Source organism: Nocardia sp. NPDC052112, from assembly GCF_040680135.1.
GTDB lineage: Bacteria > Actinomycetota > Actinomycetes > Mycobacteriales > Mycobacteriaceae > Nocardia.
Genome location: NZ_JBFAWD010000002.1, coordinates 334,208 through 352,907, shown reverse-complemented (window position 1 = coordinate 352,907; position 18,700 = coordinate 334,208). Strand labels below are relative to the sequence as shown.

The window sequence follows — 18,700 nt, the reverse complement described above, 5'->3', positions numbered from 1 at the left end:
CCGTGGCGAACTTTCGGTGAATTGTCCGAACCCGAACCGCAACGCCGCGAATCGCTTACAGTCCGAAGCTGCCCGGACCCCGCCTGCGCAGGTACTTTTCGAATTCGGCCGCGATGGCGTCACCATCGATCTTGGCCATCGCATCGTTGAGATCGACGGCCGCGTCGCCGCGTTCCTCGAGCGAGCGCACATATTCGCTGATCTCATCGTCGCCGACGGTCATCTCGTTGACGGCGGTCTCCCAGTCCTCGGCCTGTTTGGGTAGCTCGCCGAGCGGCACCTCGATATCGAGCACATCCTCGACGCGGTGCAGCAGCGCGATGGTCGCCTTCGGATTCGGTGGTTGCGAGACGTAATGCGGCACGGCCGCCCAGAACGAAACGGCGGGTACGCCCGCCTTCACACATTGATCCTGCAGCACCCCGGTGATGCCGGTCGGTCCCTCGTAGCGGGTCTGCTCCAGACTGAACCGCTCGGCGGCTTCCTTACTATAGGCCGATCCGGTGACGGGGACGGGCCGGGTGTGGGGGGTGTCGGCGAGCAGTGCGCCGAGTATGACGACGGTCTGCACGCCGAGTTGTTCGATGAACTCGAGCAGATCCGCGCAGAAGCTGCGCCAGCGCATATTGGGTTCGATACCGCGCAGCAGCACCACATCGCGCTCGCTGCCGGGCGGCGAGCAGACCGAGAGCATGGTGGACGGCCACTGGATTTCCCTGGTCACACCGTCGACCTGACGTACCGTCGGCCGATTGACCTGGTAGTCGTAATAGTCCTCGGAGTCGAGTTCGGCCAGCGGCTCGGCATCCCAGATCAGTTCCAGATGCTCGACGGCGCCGCTTGCCGCATCACCCGCGTCGTTCCAGCCTTCGAAGGCGGCGACCAGCACAGGATCGCGCAAAGTCGGCAGTTCCGGCTCGGGCGACACCGGAGATTCACTGGAGTTCACCCCGGTCAGCCTACGGCGTGTGAGCACGCGGCGTTGAATTTGCGTAGTCGGCGCGGCACCGTTTGTTCATCTGTCTGGGCAGGTGTGGCGCCCGACACCGATACGGTGGTTCGGCATGTCGTAGCGGCCCACTACGCTTGATCACATGTCTGCGTCCAGCTCAGCCGCCTTCGATACCACCCTTCTCGACACGCTCCGTCGGCGTGTCGTGATCGGCGACGGCGCGATGGGCACGATGTTGCAGGCGGCCGAGCTGACGCTGGACGACTTCCGTGGTCTCGAGGGTTGCAACGAAATACTGAACGACACCCGCCCGGATGTGCTGCGCAATATCCATCGCGCGTACTTCGAGGCCGGTGCGGATGCGGTCGAGACCAACACCTTCGGCTGCAATCTGCCGAACCTCGCCGATTACGATATCGCCGACCGGATTCGCGATCTTTCCGAGCGCGGTACCCGTCTGGCCCGCGAAGTCGCCGACGAGATGGGCCCGAGCGCCGACGGCACCCCGCGCTATGTGCTGGGTTCGATGGGACCGGGCACCAAACTGCCGACACTGGGTCACGCCCCCTTTACCGCGCTGCGCGATGCCTACACCGAGGCCGCGCTCGGCATGCTCGAGGCCGGTGCCGACGCCGTTCTGATCGAGACCTGCCAGGACCTGTTGCAGGTCAAGGCCGCGGTGACCGGGAGCCAGCGGGCGATGGTCAAGCTTGGCCGGCGGATTCCGATCATCACCCACGTCACGGTGGAGACCACCGGCACCATGCTGGTGGGCAGTGAGATCGGCGCGGCGCTGACCGCGCTGGAGCCGCTCGGCATCGACATGATCGGACTGAACTGCGCCACCGGACCGGATGAGATGAGCGAACATCTGCGCCATCTGTCCCGGCATGCGACGGTGCCGGTGTCGGTCATGCCGAATGCCGGCCTACCAGTGCTCGGCGCGAACGGCGCGGAGTACCCCCTGACTCCGGAAGAGCTGGCAATCGCGTTGCGCGGCTTCGTATCCGAATTCGGTCTCGCGCTGGTCGGCGGCTGCTGCGGTACCACGCCCGAACATATTCGCCAGGTCACCGCGGCGGTGCGCGAGGTGGAACCGACGCTGCCGCCGCTGCAGGCACGCCGCGAACCGGTGCACGAGCCGAGCGTTTCGAGCATGTACACGGCGGTGCCGTTCGAACAGGATGCCTCGATCCTGATGATCGGTGAGCGCACGAATGCCAACGGCTCCAAGGCCTTCCGCGAGGCCATGCTCGCCGAGGACTGGCAGAAATGCCTGGATATCGCCAAGGACCAGACCCGTGACGGCGCGCATATGCTCGACCTGTGTGTCGACTATGTCGGACGCGACGGCACCGCGGATATGTCGGCGCTGGCGTCCCGGTTGGCGACCGCATCGACCCTGCCGATCATGCTCGATTCCACCGAAACCCCGGTCCTGCAGGCCGGTTTGGAGCATCTGGGTGGTCGGTGCGCGGTCAACTCGGTGAACTACGAGGACGGCGCCGGTCCCGAATCCCGGTTCCAACAGACGATGAAGCTGGTCAGCGAGCACGGCGCCGCGGTGGTCGCGCTGACCATCGATGAGGAGGGCCAGGCCCGCACCGCCGAGAAGAAGGTGGAGATCGCCGAGCGGCTCATTGCCGATATCACCGGCAACTGGGGTCTACGCGAAAGCGACATCATCATCGACACGCTGACCTTCACCCTCGGCACCGGCCAGGAGGAGTCGCGGCGCGACGGCATCGAAACCATCGAGGCCATCCGGCTGCTCAAGCAGAGGCATCCCGAGGTGCAGACCACCCTCGGCCTGTCGAATATCTCCTTCGGACTCAATCCCGCCGCCCGTCAGGTGCTGAATTCGGTATTCATGCACGAATGTGTCCAGGCCGGACTGGATTCGGCCATCGTGCACGCCTCGAAGATCCTGCCGATCGCCCGCATTCCGGAGGAACAGCGCGAGACCGCACTGGATCTGGTCTACGACCGACGCCGCGCCGATTACGACCCGCTGCAGCAGTTGATGTCGCTGTTCGAGGGAGTGTCGGCTTCGTCTTCGCGGGCCTCGCGCGTGGAGGAATTGGCGGCGCTGCCGCTGTTCGAGCGGTTGGCGCGGCGGATCGTCGACGGTGAGAAGGCCGGGATGGAGGCCGATCTCGATGCCGCCATGACCGAGGTGCCGCCGCTGCAGATCATCAACGAAACGCTGCTGTCGGGCATGAAGACCGTCGGTGAGCTGTTCGGCTCCGGCCAGATGCAATTGCCGTTCGTGTTGCAGTCGGCCGAGGTGATGAAGGCGGCGGTGGCCTATCTGGAGCCGCATATGGAGGCCACCGACGACAGCGGTAAGGGGCGCATCGTGCTGGCCACGGTCAAGGGCGATGTGCACGATATCGGCAAGAATCTGGTCGACATCATCCTGTCCAATAACGGCTATGAGGTCGTCAACCTCGGCATCAAACAACCGATCGCGACCATTCTCGATGCCGCGGTCGACAAGAAGGCCGATGTGATCGGCATGTCCGGTCTGCTGGTGAAGTCGACCGTGGTGATGAAGGAGAATCTGGAGGAGCTCAACGCCAAGGGCGTCGCCGACCAGTTCCCGGTGCTGCTCGGCGGTGCGGCGCTGACCCGCGCCTACGTCGAGAACGATCTCACCGAGGTCTACCACGGCGATGTGCACTACGCGCGCGACGCCTTCGAGGGCCTGCGGCTGATGGATGACATCATGACCCGCAAGCGCGGCGGCGGCGTCGATCCGGACAGCCCGGCGGCGATCGCGGAACGCGAGAAGGCGGCCGAGCGCAAGGCGCGGCACGAGCGTTCCAAGCGGATCGCCGAACAGCGCAAGGCGGCCGAGGTGCCGATCGAGGTGCCGGCGCGCTCCGATGTGGCCGCGGATCTGCCGGTCGCGGCGCCGCCGTTCTGGGGCACCCGGGTGGTGAAAGGCGTTTCGCTGCACGAGTATTCGGGACTGCTCGACGAACGCGCGCTATTCCTCGGTCAGTGGGGTCTGCGCGGTCAGCGCGGCGGTGAGGGCCCGAGCTATGAGGAGTTGGTGGAGACCGAGGGGCGGCCGCGATTGCGGTACTGGTTGGACCGGTTGTCCACCGAAGGTGTGCTGCAGCATGCGGCGCTCGTCTACGGGTACTTTCCGGCGGTCTCCGAGGGCGATGACGTGATCGTGCTGGCCGAGCCCGATCCGGATGCGCCGCAACGCCACCGGTTCACCTTCCCGCGCCAGCAGCGCGATCGGTTCCTGTGCATCGCCGACTTCATCCGCTCGCGCGAACGCGCACGCGAAACCGGTCAAGTCGATGTGCTGCCGTTCCAGTTGGTCACCATGGGTCAGCCGATCGCCGACTTCGCCAATGAACTGTTCGCGGCCGACAACTACCGCGATTACCTCGAGGTGCACGGCATCGGCGTCCAGCTCACCGAGGCACTCGCCGAATACTGGCACCGCCGGGTCCGCGAAGAGTTGGTGCTGGACGGACATTCGATCGCCGATTCCGACCCGTCGGATGTGCAGGAGTACTTCAAACTCGGCTACCGCGGCGCCCGCTACTCCTTCGGCTACGGCGCCTGCCCGGATCTGGAGGACCGCGCGAAGCTGGTCGACCTGCTCGAGTCCGACCGCATCGGCGTCGTGCTGTCCGAGGAACTGCAGTTGCATCCGGAACAGTCGACCGACGCCTTCGTGCTGCTGCATCCGGAGGCCAAGTACTTCAACGCGTAGGTGCCGACCAGTCTGTTTCGGGGCGGAATTCGTTATCCGGCCGGTCCGGAGGTTGTGATTCTCACCGCATCGGCACCGACCCCATCGGTGCGGTGACGACCTTGATCACCTCGTGATATGTGAGATCAATTGCGGCCGAGCGCAGCGCGCGACGACACGAGGGGGCGCGACGCGCGGGCGTATCCGGTCGGCCGCGTGCCTCTGACCAGGGCTATCGCGTCAGGGGCCACGCGACGGTGGATGGATGTCGGTCGGGTATGACAAAGTCTGAACAGTTGCAACTGCATCCGGGGCAGTCGGCGGATGCGAGCGTCCTTCGGCAATTCGGGTGCAAAGGACTTCAGCGCGTAGCATTTTCGAAGATTTCCGCTTACGCGCGGAGTGCGGAATTGGCTCGGCGGTAAAGCAGGAGGGGCACAACACCATGACGGCGGACCGGTTGATCGCTGGACGGTATCGGCTGACGGATCCGATCGGCACGGGTGCCATGGGTGTGGTGTGGCGGGCGACCGACGTCCGGCTGCGCCGCACGGTCGCGGTGAAGCAGTTGGTGCTCGCACCCGGTCTGTCCCGGTCCCAGGCCCTGGAGGCCAAGCTGCGGGCCATGCGGGAGGGGCGCATCGCCGCACGACTACACCATCCCAACGCGATCACCGTCTTCGATGTCGCCGAGGAGGACGGCCAGCCCTGGCTGGTCATGGAGTACATGAACGCACCGAGCCTCGCCGCGAAACTGGCGGGCAAGCGGACCCTCGCGCCGACCGAGGTGGCCCGCATCGGGGCTCAGGCCGCGGGCGCGCTGGCCGCCGCACACGATGCGGGCATCATGCACCGGGACGTGAAGCCGGCGAATCTGCTGGTCGGTGACGACGGCACGGTGAAGATCACCGACTTCGGCATCTCTCGCGCCGTCGGTGACGTGACGGTCACCGCGACCGGATTCCTCGCCGGCACCCCCGCCTACCTGGCGCCGGAGGTGGCGCGCGGCGAGGATCCGGCACCGGCCTCGGATGTCTTCGCGCTCGGCTCGACGCTGTATGCGGCGGTCGAGGGCAGTCCGCCCTTCGGTGAGGGTGATAACGCGCTCGCGGTCCTGCACGCCGCGGCCCGAGCACAGGTGCCACCCCCGCGGCGCGCCGGAGAACTCGGTCCGGTGCTGATGCGGCTGCTGGCCGCCTCGATCGATGGCCGCCCGAATATGCGCGAGGCCAAGGCGGCGCTGGAAGCCGTCGCGGCGGGCCGCACGCCGGCGTTGGTGACCACGCCGACGGTCACCAAGGTGCTGCCCGCACCAGGCGCTGATGCGGGTGCGACCACCGTTCTGAGCAATTCGGGCGGCGCGGCGGAGGACGCGACGCAGGTCGTCGCGCTCGCGGGTCCGCAGGCACCGGGTGTCACCGTCGTGCCGCCGCCCGCACCGCCGAAGTCCGGTGGCACTGTGCCCGGCGGTGGCGGTGACGGCCAGCAGAGTCGTGGCCGCCTGATCGCGGTGGCCGCGGCCGCCGCGGTCGCGGTGCTGGTCCTGGCCGCGGTCATCGTGTCGTCGCTGAACAAGGACAATTCGGGCGGTGCGGCGGTCGGTTCGACGACGCCGACATCCGCGCCGAGCGGTTCGGCGACCGAATCGGAGTCGGCGATCGCGATCCAACCGGGTCAGCCGGAGCAGCAGGCCCCATCGACCACCGCGGCGCCGACCACCCGACCGAGCACGACGGTGAGCCCGACACCATCGACCACCGCACCAGCGACGACGACCACCACCGCGTTCGGTCCGGCCACCCCGGACCGGATCTCGCAATTCATCTACGGCTACTACGGGATGCTGCCCGGCAATGTGCAGGGTGGGTGGGGCCAGTTGACGTCGTCCTACCAGGCCCAGACCGGTGGTTTCGGCTCCTACTCGCAGTTCTGGTCCTCCGTTCGTTCGGTAAGCGTGGGCGGCGTCACGCCGAACGGTGAGAACCGGGCGGTCGTTTCGCTGACCTATAACCTGAAGAACGGCTCGACCTCATCGGAGAACCGATGGATCCAGGTCGTGTCGGAGAACGGGCGATTGTTGATCGCCGCGTCGGGCTTGTAGACAAGGGAGACGAATCGGGGTGACGGCACGACTTGCCGGGGTGCTGTGGGATATGGACGGCACCCTGCTCGATTCGGAGAAGCTGTGGGATATCGCCGTACGGGAACTGGCGCGCGCACACGGTCACGAGATGAGCGATGAACTGCGGCATTCATTGATCGGTGCGTCCGGACCGAACGCCCTTCGGCTTATTTTCGATGGTTTGGGTATCGAAGCGACACCGGATGCGCTGCGCGCCGCCGGTGAATTCATCGAGCAGCGGGTGACCGAATTGATGGCGGGCCCGATCCCATGGCGGCCCGGCGCGAAGGATGCGCTCGCATTGGTGCGCACCGCGGGTCTCGCGACCGCATTGGTCACCAATACCAAGCGGTCGCTTACGGAATTCGGATTGGATACGCTCGGCCGCGACTTCTTCGATGTGTCAGTCTGCGGTGACGAAGTCGCGCACGGCAAGCCGGAACCCGAGATCTATCTGCGCGCTGCCGAACTGCTCGGCGTGCACCCGCGAGACTGTGTGGCAGTGGAGGATTCGCCGACCGGTGCGGCCGCGGCCGGTGCCGCCGGCTGTGCTGTCATCGTGATCCCGTGTGAGATAGCGGTTTCGGCGGCGCCGCAGCGGGTATTCCGTGATTCATTGGTGGGATTGACCCTGCGCGATCTGGAAGACGCGCTGCGCGTCGGAGGTTGAACCGCGCCCCGCGAGCGGGGGCGCTTTCGGGATGGATCAAGATCGTGAGTCCCGCTGTTCGTGAGCCGACACTCCCGACCTCGGCATAGTGAGAGTTACTGTGCCGCAACGTAACTGCGCGCAGTTGGTAGGTGTGACCGTAGTCACCGGCAACTTTGTCGAATCCCGGGCGTGTCGCCGATCGCTCTACCAAAATGACGCCATGGCAGCGACGGATGTCCTGGACGAAATCGTCGATACGGCACGGTATCCGCTGGGGGATCCGTCCGCCGCGGCGTGGGGGAATGCGGTGGCGCGGGCACGCGCGGAACTCGCCGAGAGTGGTTGTACGGTACTGCGGGAGTTCATCCGACCGGAGTTGATCGATACCTTGCGCGCACAGGGCGAGGCGATGGCCCCGGATGCGCACTACGAGGTCGAGCGCGTCAACGCGTACAACATTCCGCTGAATACCGAACTGCCGCAAGACCATCCGGGGCGCATCGTGCTGGAACGCGGCAACGCATTCGTCCCGCGCGACCGCATCCCGGCCGCGGCCCTGATCCATCGGCTCTACACCAGTACGATCTTCCAGCGCTTCGTCGCGGATTGTTTCGGGCTGACCGAACTGCACGAATTCGCCGACCCTTTGGCCGGACTGTGCCTGAATGTGGTGGCGCCCGGAATGTCGCATCCTTGGCATTTCGACACCAATGAATTCACCGTCAGTATGTTGACCCAGCCGGCCGAGACCGGTGGAATCTTCGAGTACTGTCCGAATATTCGCTCGCCCCGCGCCGAGAACCTCGACGATGTGCGGGACGTGCTCACCGGATCCGGTGCGCACCTGATCCAGCACCTCGATCTGCGGCCCGGTGATCTGCAATTGTTCCAGGGCCGCTTCTCGCTGCACCGGGTTTCACCGGTCGAGGGCGGCAGGGCACGGCATTCGGCGATCTTCGCCTATACCGATCGGCCCGGTGTCATCGGCACCGTGGAACGCACCCGTCAACTGTTCGGGCGGGTGCTGCCCGATCACCTAGCCGCCGCGGCCGACGCCGTCCGTGGCGATCGGTTGCTCGACTGAGAGGGACGACATGCCAGTGCCGTTACATACGACCGGAAAAGCTTCCTTCGACGATATCTACGACCGACCCGATCCGCGCGATTATTACGCCCGGATGGCCGAATTGGATTACCGCATACCGGAACTGGCGAAACCGCACTTCCAGCAGCAGATTCGGGAATACCGCGCCTCCGCGCGCGTGGACACCCCGACCGTGCTCGATATCGGTTGCTCCTATGGCGTCAACGCGGCCCTGCTGCGCTTCGACACCACCGTGAGCGAACTCGCCGAACACTACGGCGGCGCCGAGGATACCGATCAGGCCGCGCTTATCGCCCGCGATCGGGCCCGCTTGGACGCGCGCGACCAACTCCCCGGTGTCCGCTTCATCGGCATGGATGCCGCCCGCCCGGCGCTGGCCTATGCCCAGGAGGCCGGATTCCTGCACGACACGGTGCACGCGGATCTCGAGGCCGCCGATCTGACCGAGGCGCAACGCCGTACCCTGGCGGCCGCGGATATCGTCATCTCGACCGGTTGCGTCGGATACGTCACCGAGAAGACGCTGGCGCGGGTGGCAACGGCACACCCACGTCGCCGGCCGTGGATGGCACACTTCGTACTACGCATGTTCAGCTTCGAACCGATCGCCGCGGAGCTGGCCGCGCTCGGCTACCGCACCGAGCAGGTCCCCGGGGTGTTCGAACAACGCAAGTTCGCATCCGATAATGAACGCACCCAGGTGCTGAATGCCCTGGCCGCCAACGGTATCGACACCGCTGGCCAGGAAAGCACAGGTTGGCTGCTCGCCAACCTCTACATCTCGCGACCGCTACCGAAACACGCCGACCCCGAGGACCAGCATTGACCGAACGCACCTTCGCCGCCGACGACCACCTGCCAAGGGTGCCCCTGCCGACGCTGGAGGACAGCGGCGAGCGATTGCTGCAGTGGTGTGCGCCACTGCTGACCGCCGACGAATTCGCCACCACCGAGGCCGCGGTCGCCGACCTGCTTCGCCCCGACGGTCCGGGCCGGAAGCTGCACGCGGCACTGGCCGAATACGATGCCACTCCCGGTGTCGGGAGCTGGCTGGATCTGTTCTGGCCGTCGCGCTATCTGGGCCGTCGCGATCGCATCGCATTGAATGCCAACTTCTTCTTCCTCTTCCGCGATGACACCGCACTGGCCGCCTCCACCGGGGCCGCACAGGTGGAGCGGGCGGCCGGAATCATCACGGCCGCGGTCGATTACAAGTTGGCTCTCGATATCGAGGCGATCCCGCCGGTCACCCAGCGTGGACAGCAACTGTCGATGTGGCAGAACAAGTACCTGTTCTCCGAGACCCGGATTCCGGGGGAGATACAGGATTCCGTGCGGGTACCCTACAGCGACGAATGGCCCGGACCGTCGGCTGCCAGGCATATCGTGGTGTTCTTCCGCGGCAGCATGTTCCGGATGGATGTGATCGGCCCGGACGGTGTGCCCTATTCGCTGGACGATCTCGCCGACGGGCTGCGCGCGGTGCTCAAGGCCGGTGCGCGCTCGGCCCGCACCGATACCGCGGTCGGCCATCTGACCACCAAGGCGCGGGCCGAATGGGCGGTCAGTAGGCAGGGATTGCGGGCCGAACCCGCCAATGTCACGGCCTTGGACGCCATCGAGACCGCGTTGTTCGGCCTGTGCCTGGAGGATTTCACGCCGCGCGACGAACTGCAGGCCTGTGATCAATTGCTGCACGGCGACAGTGCCAACCGGTGGTTCGACAAGTCGGTAACGTTCATCGTCTTCGCCGACGGCCAGGCGGGCATCAATGTCGAGCACTGCGGGCTCGACGGCACCACCATCCTGTCCTTCGTCGACACGCTGCTGCAGACGCCCGCTGCCGAACACGCCGAACGGGCCGGGGCGCAGCCGCAGGGGCTGCCGACGGTCGAACCGATCGAGTTCGTCCTCGATCAGGCCCAGCGCGCGGATATTGCGGCGGCCGGGGCGGCGTTCTCCCGGTATGCGGCCGAGAATGCCACCGCGACGGTATCTTTCGATTTCGGCACCACCCGTGCCAAACAACTAGCGATCTCGCCGGATGCGTTCGCACAGCTGAGCTATCAGCTGGCGCACCGACGCAGCAAGGGATTGACCGGCGCCACCTACGAATCCATTGCCACCAGGCAGTACCGCAACGGCCGCACCGAAGCGATGCGCGTGGTGACACCGGAGATGGTGGCGTTCGTCGACGCCATGCAGGATCCGGCGGTCGCACCGGCCGACCGGCTCGCCGCCGCGCGGACCGCGGCGAGCGCGCACGTCGAACGCGCCAAGCAGTGTCAGGCGGGTGACGCGCCCGAACAGCATCTCTGGGAGCTCGAGTGGATCCAGCGCCGACGCGGCGCCGAACTCGGCGTCACCGAGCCGATCCCGCTGTACTCCAGTCCCGGCTGGACGATCATGCGCGACGACTACCTGAGCACCAGCTCGGCCCCGTCTATCAATATCCGCTACTTCGGCTTCGGCTCCACCAGTCGGAAGTGCATCGGCATCGCCTACGTCCTGCTGCCGGACCGCTGGAACATCTACCTGGCCACTCCGAAACCGGTCGCCGCCGAGATGTACGCCTTCGCCGATCATCTGCGCACTGCCGTAGCCGATTTGGCGGCGCTGCTTTCCGAGTCCTGACGCAGGAGGCTCCGCACCCTTCGTAGGCCGACCACAAGGGGTGCGGAGTCCGGGAGGAGTGCGCCTGTCGGGCCGGGCCGGGCCGGGGCAACGGGTGCGCATACCCGTCTGAAACAATGGCTCATCGTGAAGAACTTCGAAACCCTGTTCGCCGAGCTGCAAGATCGTGCGGTCACCCGCCCCGAGGGGTCCGGGACCGTGGCGGCATTGGACGCCGGCGTGCATTTCCAGGGTAAGAAGGTGCTCGAGGAGGCCGGTGAGATCTGGTTGGCCGCCGAGCACGAGGGCGACGAGGCACTCGCCGAGGAGATCTCCCAACTGCTGTACTGGGTCCAGGTGCTGATGGTAGGCCGCGGGCTGAAGCTGGAAGACGTGTACCGACATCTGTGACGGAGCGCGTCGATCCCTAGTTCACCTCTGGCGAAAGGACCCATCCCATGCTGCGCGTCGCAGTCCCCAATAAAGGCGCACTCTCCGAATCGGCTACCTCGATCCTCGCCGAGGCCGGTTATCGCAAACGCACCGATTCCCGCGATCTGACCGTTCTCGATCCGGCCAACCAGGTCGAGTTCTTCTTCCTGCGGCCCAAGGACATCGCCATCTACGTCGGCTCCGGTGAGCTCGACCTCGGCATTACCGGCCGCGATCTGGCGCTGGATTCCGGTGCGCCGGTGCAGGAACGGCTGGCCCTCGGCTTCGGCCGCTCCACCTTCCGCTACGCCGCACCGGCCGGGCGTGAATGGAAGGTCGAGGACCTCTACGACAAGCGCATCGCCACTTCGTACCCGAATCTGGTGCTGAGCGATCTGCAGCGCCGTGGTATCGAGGCCGAGGTGATCCGCCTCGACGGCGCGGTCGAGATCTCCATCCAACTCGGCGTCGCCGATGCCATCGCCGATGTGGTCGGCTCGGGCCGCACGCTGCGCCAGCACAATCTGGTCGCCTTCGGTGAGACGTTGTGTGATTCGGAGGGTGTGCTCATCGAGCGCACCGGCTCCGACCAGCAGGAACGCGCCCGCAATCAGCTCATCGCACGTGTCCAGGGCGTCGTATTCGGCCAGCAGTACATCATGTTGGACTACGACTGCCCGAAGGAACTGCTGGAGGAGGCGGTCAAGATCACGCCCGGCCTCGAGTCGCCGACGGTCTCCCCGCTCGCCGACCCGGGCTGGGTCGCGATCCGCGCCATGGTGCCGCGCAGGCACGGCAACGAGGTGATGGACCGGCTCGCCGAACTCGGCGCGAAGGCCATCCTGGCCTTCGATATCCGGTCCTGCCGCGCCTTCTGATCCGGCTTCGGACGACTCGGCCCCGCCACTCGGCGGGGCCGAGTTGTTTTGTGCGAGTGATCGATTCACTGCGATTGCAATCGGTGCGCTGACCTGTGGCCGGTTGGTACGTTGCGGCCTCGATGAGGAAATGCAAGGAGTACCACCGTGTCGCAGACACCGCCCGCGAAACGCTCGGGCAGCACATTCGCATGGAATGAGGACTGGCTGGCGGCCATCGTCGGTCTGGTTCTGATCGCTCTGGTCCTGGTCGGCGCCATCCCGGATTGGTTGGTGCCGTGATGCCGGACAACGACGCCAAGACCGAGCCGGCCGCCGTGAGCGCTGATGCCGTGGCTTCGGATACCGCCTCCGCCGCGTCCGTGGCGGAGGCAGTCGAGCGGGCTGCCGTCCAATCCGAAACCGCTGCACTGCAGGCGATTTCACGCCCGACGGTGGCGGAGATCGGAGCCGGGATTGCGGTAGTCGTCCTGCTCGGCGCGCTGACCCGCTACTTCGACACCCACGTGCCCCGATGGGCCGTCGGTACGCCGTTCAAACGGATCGCCAAGTCGATCGAATTCCCGGTCTATGCCATTGTCATCGGCCTGATCGGGAATGTCGTACTCGCGAAGCTCGACCTTCGGGAACGCCTTTCGGCCGGATTCCGCACCGAATTCTTCATCAAGACCGGTGTGGTGCTGCTCGGCGCGTCGATCAATCTGAAGATTCTGGTCACGGCGGCGGGCCCGTCGATCCTGCAGGCGCTGCTGCTGATCACGGCGGTCTTCGGCTTTACCTGGTGGCTGGGCGGCCGACTCGGCCTCGACGATAAGCTGCGTGCCCTGCTCTCCTCGGCCGTGTCGATCTGCGGTGTCAGCGCCGCCATCGCGGCCGCGGGCGCGGTGCAGGCCAAACGTGAGCAGATCGCTTACGCGGCATCGTTGGTGATCATCTTCGCGCTGCCGTCGATCTTCGTATTGCCCTGGCTCGCTGATGTTTTCGATCTCTCCGACGCGGTAGCGGGCGCGTGGATCGGTGGCAATATCGACACCACCGCGGCCGTCGCGGCCTCCGGTGCGATCGCGGGAGAGAAGGCGCTCCAGATCGCGACCATCGTGAAGACGACACAGAACGCGCTCATCGGCGTCGTCGCCATCGCGCTGACCGCCTACTTCACGATCCGGGTCGAGCGCATTCCCGGTGCGACGCGGCCCTCGGTGCGCCAGTTCTGGGAGCGGTTCCCGAAGTTCGTGATCGGCTTCGTTGCCGCCTCGGTCATCGGCACGCTGTATCTGCAGTCGGTGGACAAGAAGGCCGGCGCGGCGCATATCGCGATCGTCAACGATCTGCGCACCTGGTTCCTGATCTTCGCCTTCGTCTCCATCGGTCTGGAGTTCTCGCTGCGCGGCCTGCGCGAGGCGGGTTGGCGGCCGGTCGTGGTCTTCGGATCCGCCGCCGTCTTCAATCTGGCCGTCGGTTCGGGTCTGTCCGTACTGCTGTTCCGCAACTTCACCGCCTAGATCCGCACCGGCAACCTGGCGTTGTGATGCTCGCCGGTCAGCCCGGCGAGCATCGCGGGCGATGGCAGCCGACGGAGCGTGCACAGTCGGCGGGGTAGGTGAGCACAGCGCGTCGTGTGCGTTTTGTTCGCGACCGAACTCACGAAAACTTCATGCTTCGCCGTCAACACTGGGGGCATGTCGGGCGAAACAACTAGGGAACAGCTCGGATGGAAAATGCCGTTCGAGTACGAAGGACAGGGGAGGACCCAGTGAAGCCGAGTGTCGAGTCGGTCGGGTCGTGGTGGCGGATTCGCAATGTGCTGATCGTGATCGGTGATGCCGTCGGGGTGCTCGTGCTCATCGGCGTCATCGCGGTACTCGGCTCACATGGCTTGGATCTGAATCGGTTCGTCGGCTGAGTTCAGTCGGCGACCGCGTCGGCGAAGGTTTCGTCCGGCGATTCCCCGGTGCCGCTGTCCGGCCAGCCCGGATACACCGGGGGAGTGCCACCGAATTCGGGGCACAGACTCTTGTAGCTGCAATGTCCGCACAACCAGCTGGTGCTCGGGAGGAACTCGCCGGTACGACCCGCCGCCAGAATGGCCTGCCACAAGGCCGACAGGGTGCGTTCGAAGCGCAGCAATTCGTCCTCGTCGGGGGCGTAGGTGAGGATCTGCTCGTCGGCGAGGTAGATAAGCCGCAGCTGAGTCGGCAGTATGCCGCGGGTGCGCAGCACGACCAAGGCGTAGAACTTCAGCTGGAACAGTGCCTTGGTTTCTTGGGCGAGTCCGGGCGCCCGGCCGGTCTTGTAATCGACGACGCGCAGTTCACCGGTCGGCGCGACATCGATCCGGTCGACGAACCCCCGCAACAGCACACCGTCGTCGAGTTCGACCTCCACCCGTGACTCACACGACTCCGGATCGAACCGGGTCGGATCCTCCAGCCGGTAGTACGCCTCGACGAACGCGCGCACCTCGCCGAGAAAGCCCGCCAGTCCGTCCGCTGCGACCACTTCGGCGATCTCGGGTCTATCGGCAAGCACCCGGGCCCACGCGGGTTCGACGAGCTCGGCAGCGCGTTCCAACCGCCGTTGCGTGGCGGGCAGTCCGTAGAGATCTTCGAGCACGGCGTGCACCACTGTGCCGCGCACCGCGATCCGCGTCGGCGGCTCCGGAATCCGATCGATCGCCCGGAACCGGTACTTCAGCGGGCACTGCTTGAAATCCATTGCCCGCGAAGGTGACAGCGCCGGACGCGGACGATCGGATGTGACCTCCGGCGTGGTGTCGGCAGGGGGCGTGGATTCCGGCGAACGCATACCTGGCAGGCTATCCGGCGGCACCGACACGCCGGTGCCACACGCGAAGACAGCACCGACGACCAGCGAACGGAGATACATGACGGCCAGACGGACCGGGCCATTCACCATCGGGGACCGGGTACAGCTGACCGATGCCAAGGGGCGCCTCTACACCGTGGTGCTGGAACCGGGTAAGGAGTTCCACACGCATCGCGGCGGTATCAAACACGACAACCTCATCGGCGCCGATGAGGGCAGCGTCGTGCAATCCACCAATGGCACACCGTATTTGGCGTTGCGGCCGTTGCTGATCGACTACGTGCTTTCCATGCCGCGCGGTGCGGCGGTCATCTACCCCAAGGACGCCGCCCAGATCGTGCACGAGGGCGATATGTTCCCCGGTGCGCGCGTCCTGGAGGCCGGTGCGGGTTCGGGTGCGCTGACGTGCTCGCTGCTGCGGGCGGTCGGCCCGCAGGGCGAGGTGATCTCCTACGAGATCCGCGAGGACCACGCCGAACATGCGATCCGCAATGTGGAGACCTTCTTCGGCGAGCGCCCGGACAACTGGTCGATCACCGTCGCGGATGTCGCCGCCTACGACGGTCCGCCGGTCGACCGCGTCGTCCTGGACATGCTCGCGCCGTGGGATGCGCTACCCGCTGTGGCCAAGGCGCTGGTCCCCGGCGGTGTGCTGATCGTCTATGTGGCGACCGTCACACAATTGTCGAAGGTGGTCGAGGCGCTGCGCGAGCAGGAGTGCTGGACCGAGCCGCGATCATGGGAATCGATGGTGCGCGGCTGGCATGTGGTGGGTCTGGCGGTGCGGCCCGAACATCGCATGCAGGGCCACACCGCCTTCCTGGTCAGCGCGCGCCGGCTCGCGGAGGGCACGGTTACCCCGAAGCCGCAGCGTCGCCCGTCGAAGGGCTGAGTCGGGCGGTGTCCCGTGCTCAGGCGGGAACGCAGGGCGCCTGTGCGAAACCGAGCATCAGGCAGCCGCTGGCATCCGAAAGCTTCCAGGTTCCGTCGACATGTTCCCAGGTCAGGGGCATGGCGGGGGCGGTTCCGTGCGGTGAGGTGATGGTCACCTGGGCGGTCGCGGAATTGCCGCTGGTGGTGATGTCGCTGACCGCGTAGGTGAGCTTGCCGTAGCCGCCGAGCGCCTGGTTCATCTGGTCGATATTGGCGGCGCGCTTTTCGCCGTCGACGATCAGCTTGGTCTTCTCGGAAGTGGGTTTCGCCGGGTCGGAAAGGGCATCCAGGACGGCGGTGAGCGTTTCCGCGGTGGGCGCGGCGGCGGTACCGTGGTCGCCGTGACCTGCGGCGCTGGTCGTCGCGGCGGCGGAAGTGGTAGTCGTGGCCCTGGCATCGGACTTGTCGTCGGAGCCGCAGCCGGTGAGACCGACGGTAGCGGCCATCGCCGCCGCGGTGATAACCATGGACATACGCAGCGTCCTCGCGGGAAGGAGCATCGTCAGCAACCTTTCGGTTCGGTCGGCGAAGCAGATCGCCGTGGCCTGGTTAGGGCAGGCTAACATGGTGGTTCCGCCGCCGATCGCGGCCCAGATGTGATCACGACGAAACCATGTCGGAAAGCGAGAACGGTTCGCGCCCGGTAGCGTTAATAGACCGGGACTGGGAGGAGCAGCACATGAGCCCCATCGAGAATTCGGATTCGGCGGCCTGGAGAGAGCTCGAGGCGGTACGCGCCGAAGCGGCTGCACTCCGAAGGCAACTGGCCGATTCGCCGGATCGCGCACGGGAATTGGAAGCCCGCATCGATTCGCTGACCATTCGCAACACCAAGCTGATGGACACCCTCAAGGAAGCGCGCCAGCAGCTGGTCGCCTTGCGTGAGGAGGTCGATCGGCTGGGTCAGCCGCCGAGCGGGTACGGAATTCTGATCGGTGTGTACGAGGACCAGACGGTCGACGTGTTCACTTCGGGCCGCAAGATGCGCTTGACGTGTTCACCCAATATCGATACCTCGACCCTCGAATACGGCCAGACCGTCCGTCTCAATGAGGCGCTCACGGTGGTGGAGGCCGGAATCTTCGATGCCGTCGGCGAGATCGGCACCTTGCGTGAGATCCTCGACGACGGACGCCGGGCCCTGGTCGTCGGACATGCCGACGAGGAGCGCGTGGTGTGGTTGGCGGGTCCGCTGGCCAAGGTCGCCGAGGTCGATGATCTCGACGATCCCGATTCGCCGATCCGCAAGCTGCGGCCGGGTGATTCGCTGCTCGTGGATACCAAGGCCGGTTTCGCTTTCGAGCGGATTCCCAAGGCCGAGGTCGAGGATCTCGTACTCGAGGAAGTGCCCGATGTCGACTACAGCGATATCGGTGGTCTCGGTCGGCAGATCGAGCAGATCCGCGATGCGGTGGAATTGCCGTTCCTGCACAAGGATCTGTTCCGCGAATACGCGCTGCGCCCGCCCAAGGGTGTGCTGCTCTATGGTCCGCCCGGTTGCGGTAAGACGTTGATCGCCAAGGCCGTCGCCAACTCGCTGGCGAAGAAAATCGCCGAGGCGCGCGGTGAGGATGCCAAGGAAGCCAAGTCGTTCTTCCTGAACATCAAGGGTCCCGAGCTGCTGAACAAGTTCGTGGGTGAGACCGAGCGCCACATCCGGATCATCTTCCAGCGCGCGCGCGAGAAGGCGTCCGAAGGTACGCCGGTGATCGTGTTCTTCGACGAGATGGATTCGATCTTCCGCACCCGTGGTTCGGGCGTGTCCTCGGATGTGGAGACCACGGTCGTGCCGCAGTTGCTCTCGGAGATCGATGGTGTCGAGGGGCTCGAGAATGTCATCGTGATCGGTGCGTCCAACCGCGAGGACATGATCGACCCCGCGATCCTGCGGCCGGGACGGCTCGATGTGAAGATCAAGATCGAGCGGCCGGACGCGGAATCGGCACAGGACATCTTCTCGAAGTACCTGGTCGAAGACCTGCCGCTGCACGCCGACGATCTCGAAGAGTTCGGCGGCGACAAGGCCCTGTGCATCCGCGCGATGATCGAACGGGTCGTCGACCGGATGTACGCCGAGAGCGAGGACAACCGCTTCTTGGAGGTCACCTACGCCAACGGTGACAAGGAAGTCCTGTACTTCAAGGACTTCAACTCCGGCGCCATGATCCAGAACATCGTGGACCGCTCCAAGAAGTACGCCATCAAGGCCGTGCTCGACACCGGCAATCCAGGCCTGCGTATCCAGCATCTCTACGATTCGATCGTGGACGAGTTCTCCGAGAACGAGGACCTGCCCAACACCACGAATCCCGATGACTGGGCCCGCATCTCGGGTAAGAAGGGCGAGCGAATCGTCTACATCCGCACCCTGGTCACTGGCAAGAACGCCAGTGCCAGCCGCGCCATCGATACCGAGTCGAATACGGGGCAGTATCTGTAGGTCTGCTGATTCCGAGGGCTGTGCTTCTG

Annotated in this window: 16 protein-coding genes; 13 read left to right on the top strand and 3 right to left on the bottom strand. The window is 65.5% G+C overall.

Features of this window, described 5'->3' with window-relative positions:
* Positions 1-55: 55 nt before the first annotated feature.
* A complete protein-coding gene (locus AB0L58_RS04995; RefSeq protein ID WP_364381219.1) occupies positions 56-949 on the bottom strand; it encodes a PAC2 family protein in 894 nt (297 codons plus the stop codon).
* Positions 950-1,094: 145 nt separating this feature from the next.
* Between AB0L58_RS04995 and metH the strand changes: the two genes are divergently transcribed.
* The 11 genes from metH (at position 1,095) to AB0L58_RS04940 (ending at position 14,375) form a co-directional block, all read left to right on the top strand.
* A complete protein-coding gene (gene metH, locus AB0L58_RS04990; RefSeq protein ID WP_364381216.1) occupies positions 1,095-4,691 on the top strand; it encodes a methionine synthase in 3,597 nt (1,198 codons plus the stop codon).
* A gap of 424 nt (positions 4,692-5,115) precedes the next feature.
* Positions 5,116-6,771, top strand: coding sequence for a serine/threonine-protein kinase (locus AB0L58_RS04985; protein WP_364381213.1), 1,656 nt, complete (start codon positions 5,116-5,118; stop codon positions 6,769-6,771).
* 19 nt (positions 6,772-6,790) lie between these two features.
* Entirely contained in the window at positions 6,791-7,462 is a 672-nt protein-coding gene (locus AB0L58_RS04980; RefSeq protein ID WP_364381210.1) for an HAD family phosphatase, read from the top strand.
* A gap of 202 nt (positions 7,463-7,664) precedes the next feature.
* Positions 7,665-8,528 carry an arpA protein gene (locus tag AB0L58_RS04975; protein WP_364381207.1) on the top strand — a complete coding sequence of 288 codons (864 nt, stop codon included), beginning with the start codon at positions 7,665-7,667 and terminating at the stop codon, positions 8,526-8,528.
* A gap of 10 nt (positions 8,529-8,538) precedes the next feature.
* A complete protein-coding gene (locus AB0L58_RS04970) occupies positions 8,539-9,375 on the top strand; it encodes a class I SAM-dependent methyltransferase (RefSeq protein WP_364381204.1) in 837 nt (278 codons plus the stop codon).
* Complete coding sequence (locus AB0L58_RS04965) at positions 9,372-11,183, top strand: choline/carnitine O-acyltransferase (RefSeq protein ID WP_364381201.1); 1,812 nt, start codon at positions 9,372-9,374, stop codon at positions 11,181-11,183. The genes AB0L58_RS04970 and AB0L58_RS04965 overlap by 4 nt, the downstream gene beginning before the upstream one ends.
* A 108-nt stretch (positions 11,184-11,291) precedes the next feature.
* Complete coding sequence (locus tag AB0L58_RS04960; RefSeq protein WP_354960458.1) at positions 11,292-11,573, top strand: phosphoribosyl-ATP diphosphatase; 282 nt, start codon at positions 11,292-11,294, stop codon at positions 11,571-11,573.
* A 47-nt stretch (positions 11,574-11,620) separates the two neighbouring features.
* The gene (gene hisG / locus AB0L58_RS04955) at positions 11,621-12,472 is read left to right on the top strand and encodes an ATP phosphoribosyltransferase (protein WP_364381198.1); all 852 of its coding nucleotides are present in this window, start codon (positions 11,621-11,623) and stop codon (positions 12,470-12,472) included.
* A gap of 147 nt (positions 12,473-12,619) precedes the next feature.
* Complete coding sequence (locus tag AB0L58_RS04950; RefSeq protein WP_364381196.1) at positions 12,620-12,754, top strand: hypothetical protein; 135 nt, start codon at positions 12,620-12,622, stop codon at positions 12,752-12,754.
* Entirely contained in the window at positions 12,754-13,974 is a 1,221-nt protein-coding gene (locus AB0L58_RS04945; RefSeq protein ID WP_364381193.1) for a putative sulfate exporter family transporter, read from the top strand. The genes AB0L58_RS04950 and AB0L58_RS04945 overlap by 1 nt, the downstream gene beginning before the upstream one ends.
* Positions 13,975-14,225: 251 nt before the next feature.
* The gene (locus AB0L58_RS04940; RefSeq protein WP_364381190.1) at positions 14,226-14,375 is read left to right on the top strand and encodes a hypothetical protein; all 150 of its coding nucleotides are present in this window, start codon (positions 14,226-14,228) and stop codon (positions 14,373-14,375) included.
* A gap of 2 nt (positions 14,376-14,377) precedes the next feature.
* Here AB0L58_RS04940 and AB0L58_RS04935 read toward each other — a convergent pair whose 3' ends face one another.
* Complete coding sequence (locus AB0L58_RS04935) at positions 14,378-15,277, bottom strand: RecB family exonuclease (protein ID WP_364381187.1); 900 nt, start codon at positions 15,275-15,277, stop codon at positions 14,378-14,380.
* A gap of 79 nt (positions 15,278-15,356) precedes the next feature.
* Here AB0L58_RS04935 and AB0L58_RS04930 point away from each other — a divergent pair, with 79 nt between their 5' ends.
* Positions 15,357-16,190, top strand: coding sequence for a tRNA (adenine-N1)-methyltransferase (locus tag AB0L58_RS04930; RefSeq protein ID WP_364381184.1), 834 nt, complete (start codon positions 15,357-15,359; stop codon positions 16,188-16,190).
* Positions 16,191-16,209: 19 nt separating this feature from the next.
* Here the strand turns inward: AB0L58_RS04930 and AB0L58_RS04925 are convergent, their stop codons facing one another.
* Complete coding sequence (locus AB0L58_RS04925) at positions 16,210-16,704, bottom strand: hypothetical protein (RefSeq protein WP_364381181.1); 495 nt, start codon at positions 16,702-16,704, stop codon at positions 16,210-16,212.
* A gap of 206 nt (positions 16,705-16,910) precedes the next feature.
* Here AB0L58_RS04925 and arc point away from each other — a divergent pair, with 206 nt between their 5' ends.
* Positions 16,911-18,671, top strand: coding sequence for a proteasome ATPase (arc, locus tag AB0L58_RS04920; RefSeq protein WP_364381775.1), 1,761 nt, complete (start codon positions 16,911-16,913; stop codon positions 18,669-18,671).
* The last annotated feature ends 29 nt before the right edge of the window (positions 18,672-18,700 follow it).

Excerpts from the sequence above, each read along its gene's own strand:
- AB0L58_RS04935 (WP_364381187.1), bottom strand. The coding sequence starts at position 15,277 with ATGCGTTCGCCGGAATCCACGCCCCCTGCCGACACCACGCCGGAGGTC.
- AB0L58_RS04925 (WP_364381181.1), bottom strand. The coding sequence starts at position 16,704 with ATGTCCATGGTTATCACCGCGGCGGCGATGGCCGCTACCGTCGGTCTC.
- AB0L58_RS04970 (WP_364381204.1), top strand. The coding sequence starts at position 8,539 with ATGCCAGTGCCGTTACATACGACCGGAAAAGCTTCCTTCGACGATATC.
- AB0L58_RS04975 (WP_364381207.1), top strand. The coding sequence starts at position 7,665 with ATGGCAGCGACGGATGTCCTGGACGAAATCGTCGATACGGCACGGTAT.
- hisG (WP_364381198.1), top strand. The coding sequence starts at position 11,621 with ATGCTGCGCGTCGCAGTCCCCAATAAAGGCGCACTCTCCGAATCGGCT.
- AB0L58_RS04930 (WP_364381184.1), top strand. The coding sequence starts at position 15,357 with ATGACGGCCAGACGGACCGGGCCATTCACCATCGGGGACCGGGTACAG.
- AB0L58_RS04945 (WP_364381193.1), top strand. The coding sequence starts at position 12,754 with ATGCCGGACAACGACGCCAAGACCGAGCCGGCCGCCGTGAGCGCTGAT.
- metH (WP_364381216.1), top strand. The coding sequence starts at position 1,095 with ATGTCTGCGTCCAGCTCAGCCGCCTTCGATACCACCCTTCTCGACACG.
- arc (WP_364381775.1), top strand. The coding sequence starts at position 16,911 with ATGAGCCCCATCGAGAATTCGGATTCGGCGGCCTGGAGAGAGCTCGAG.
- AB0L58_RS04985 (WP_364381213.1), top strand. The coding sequence starts at position 5,116 with ATGACGGCGGACCGGTTGATCGCTGGACGGTATCGGCTGACGGATCCG.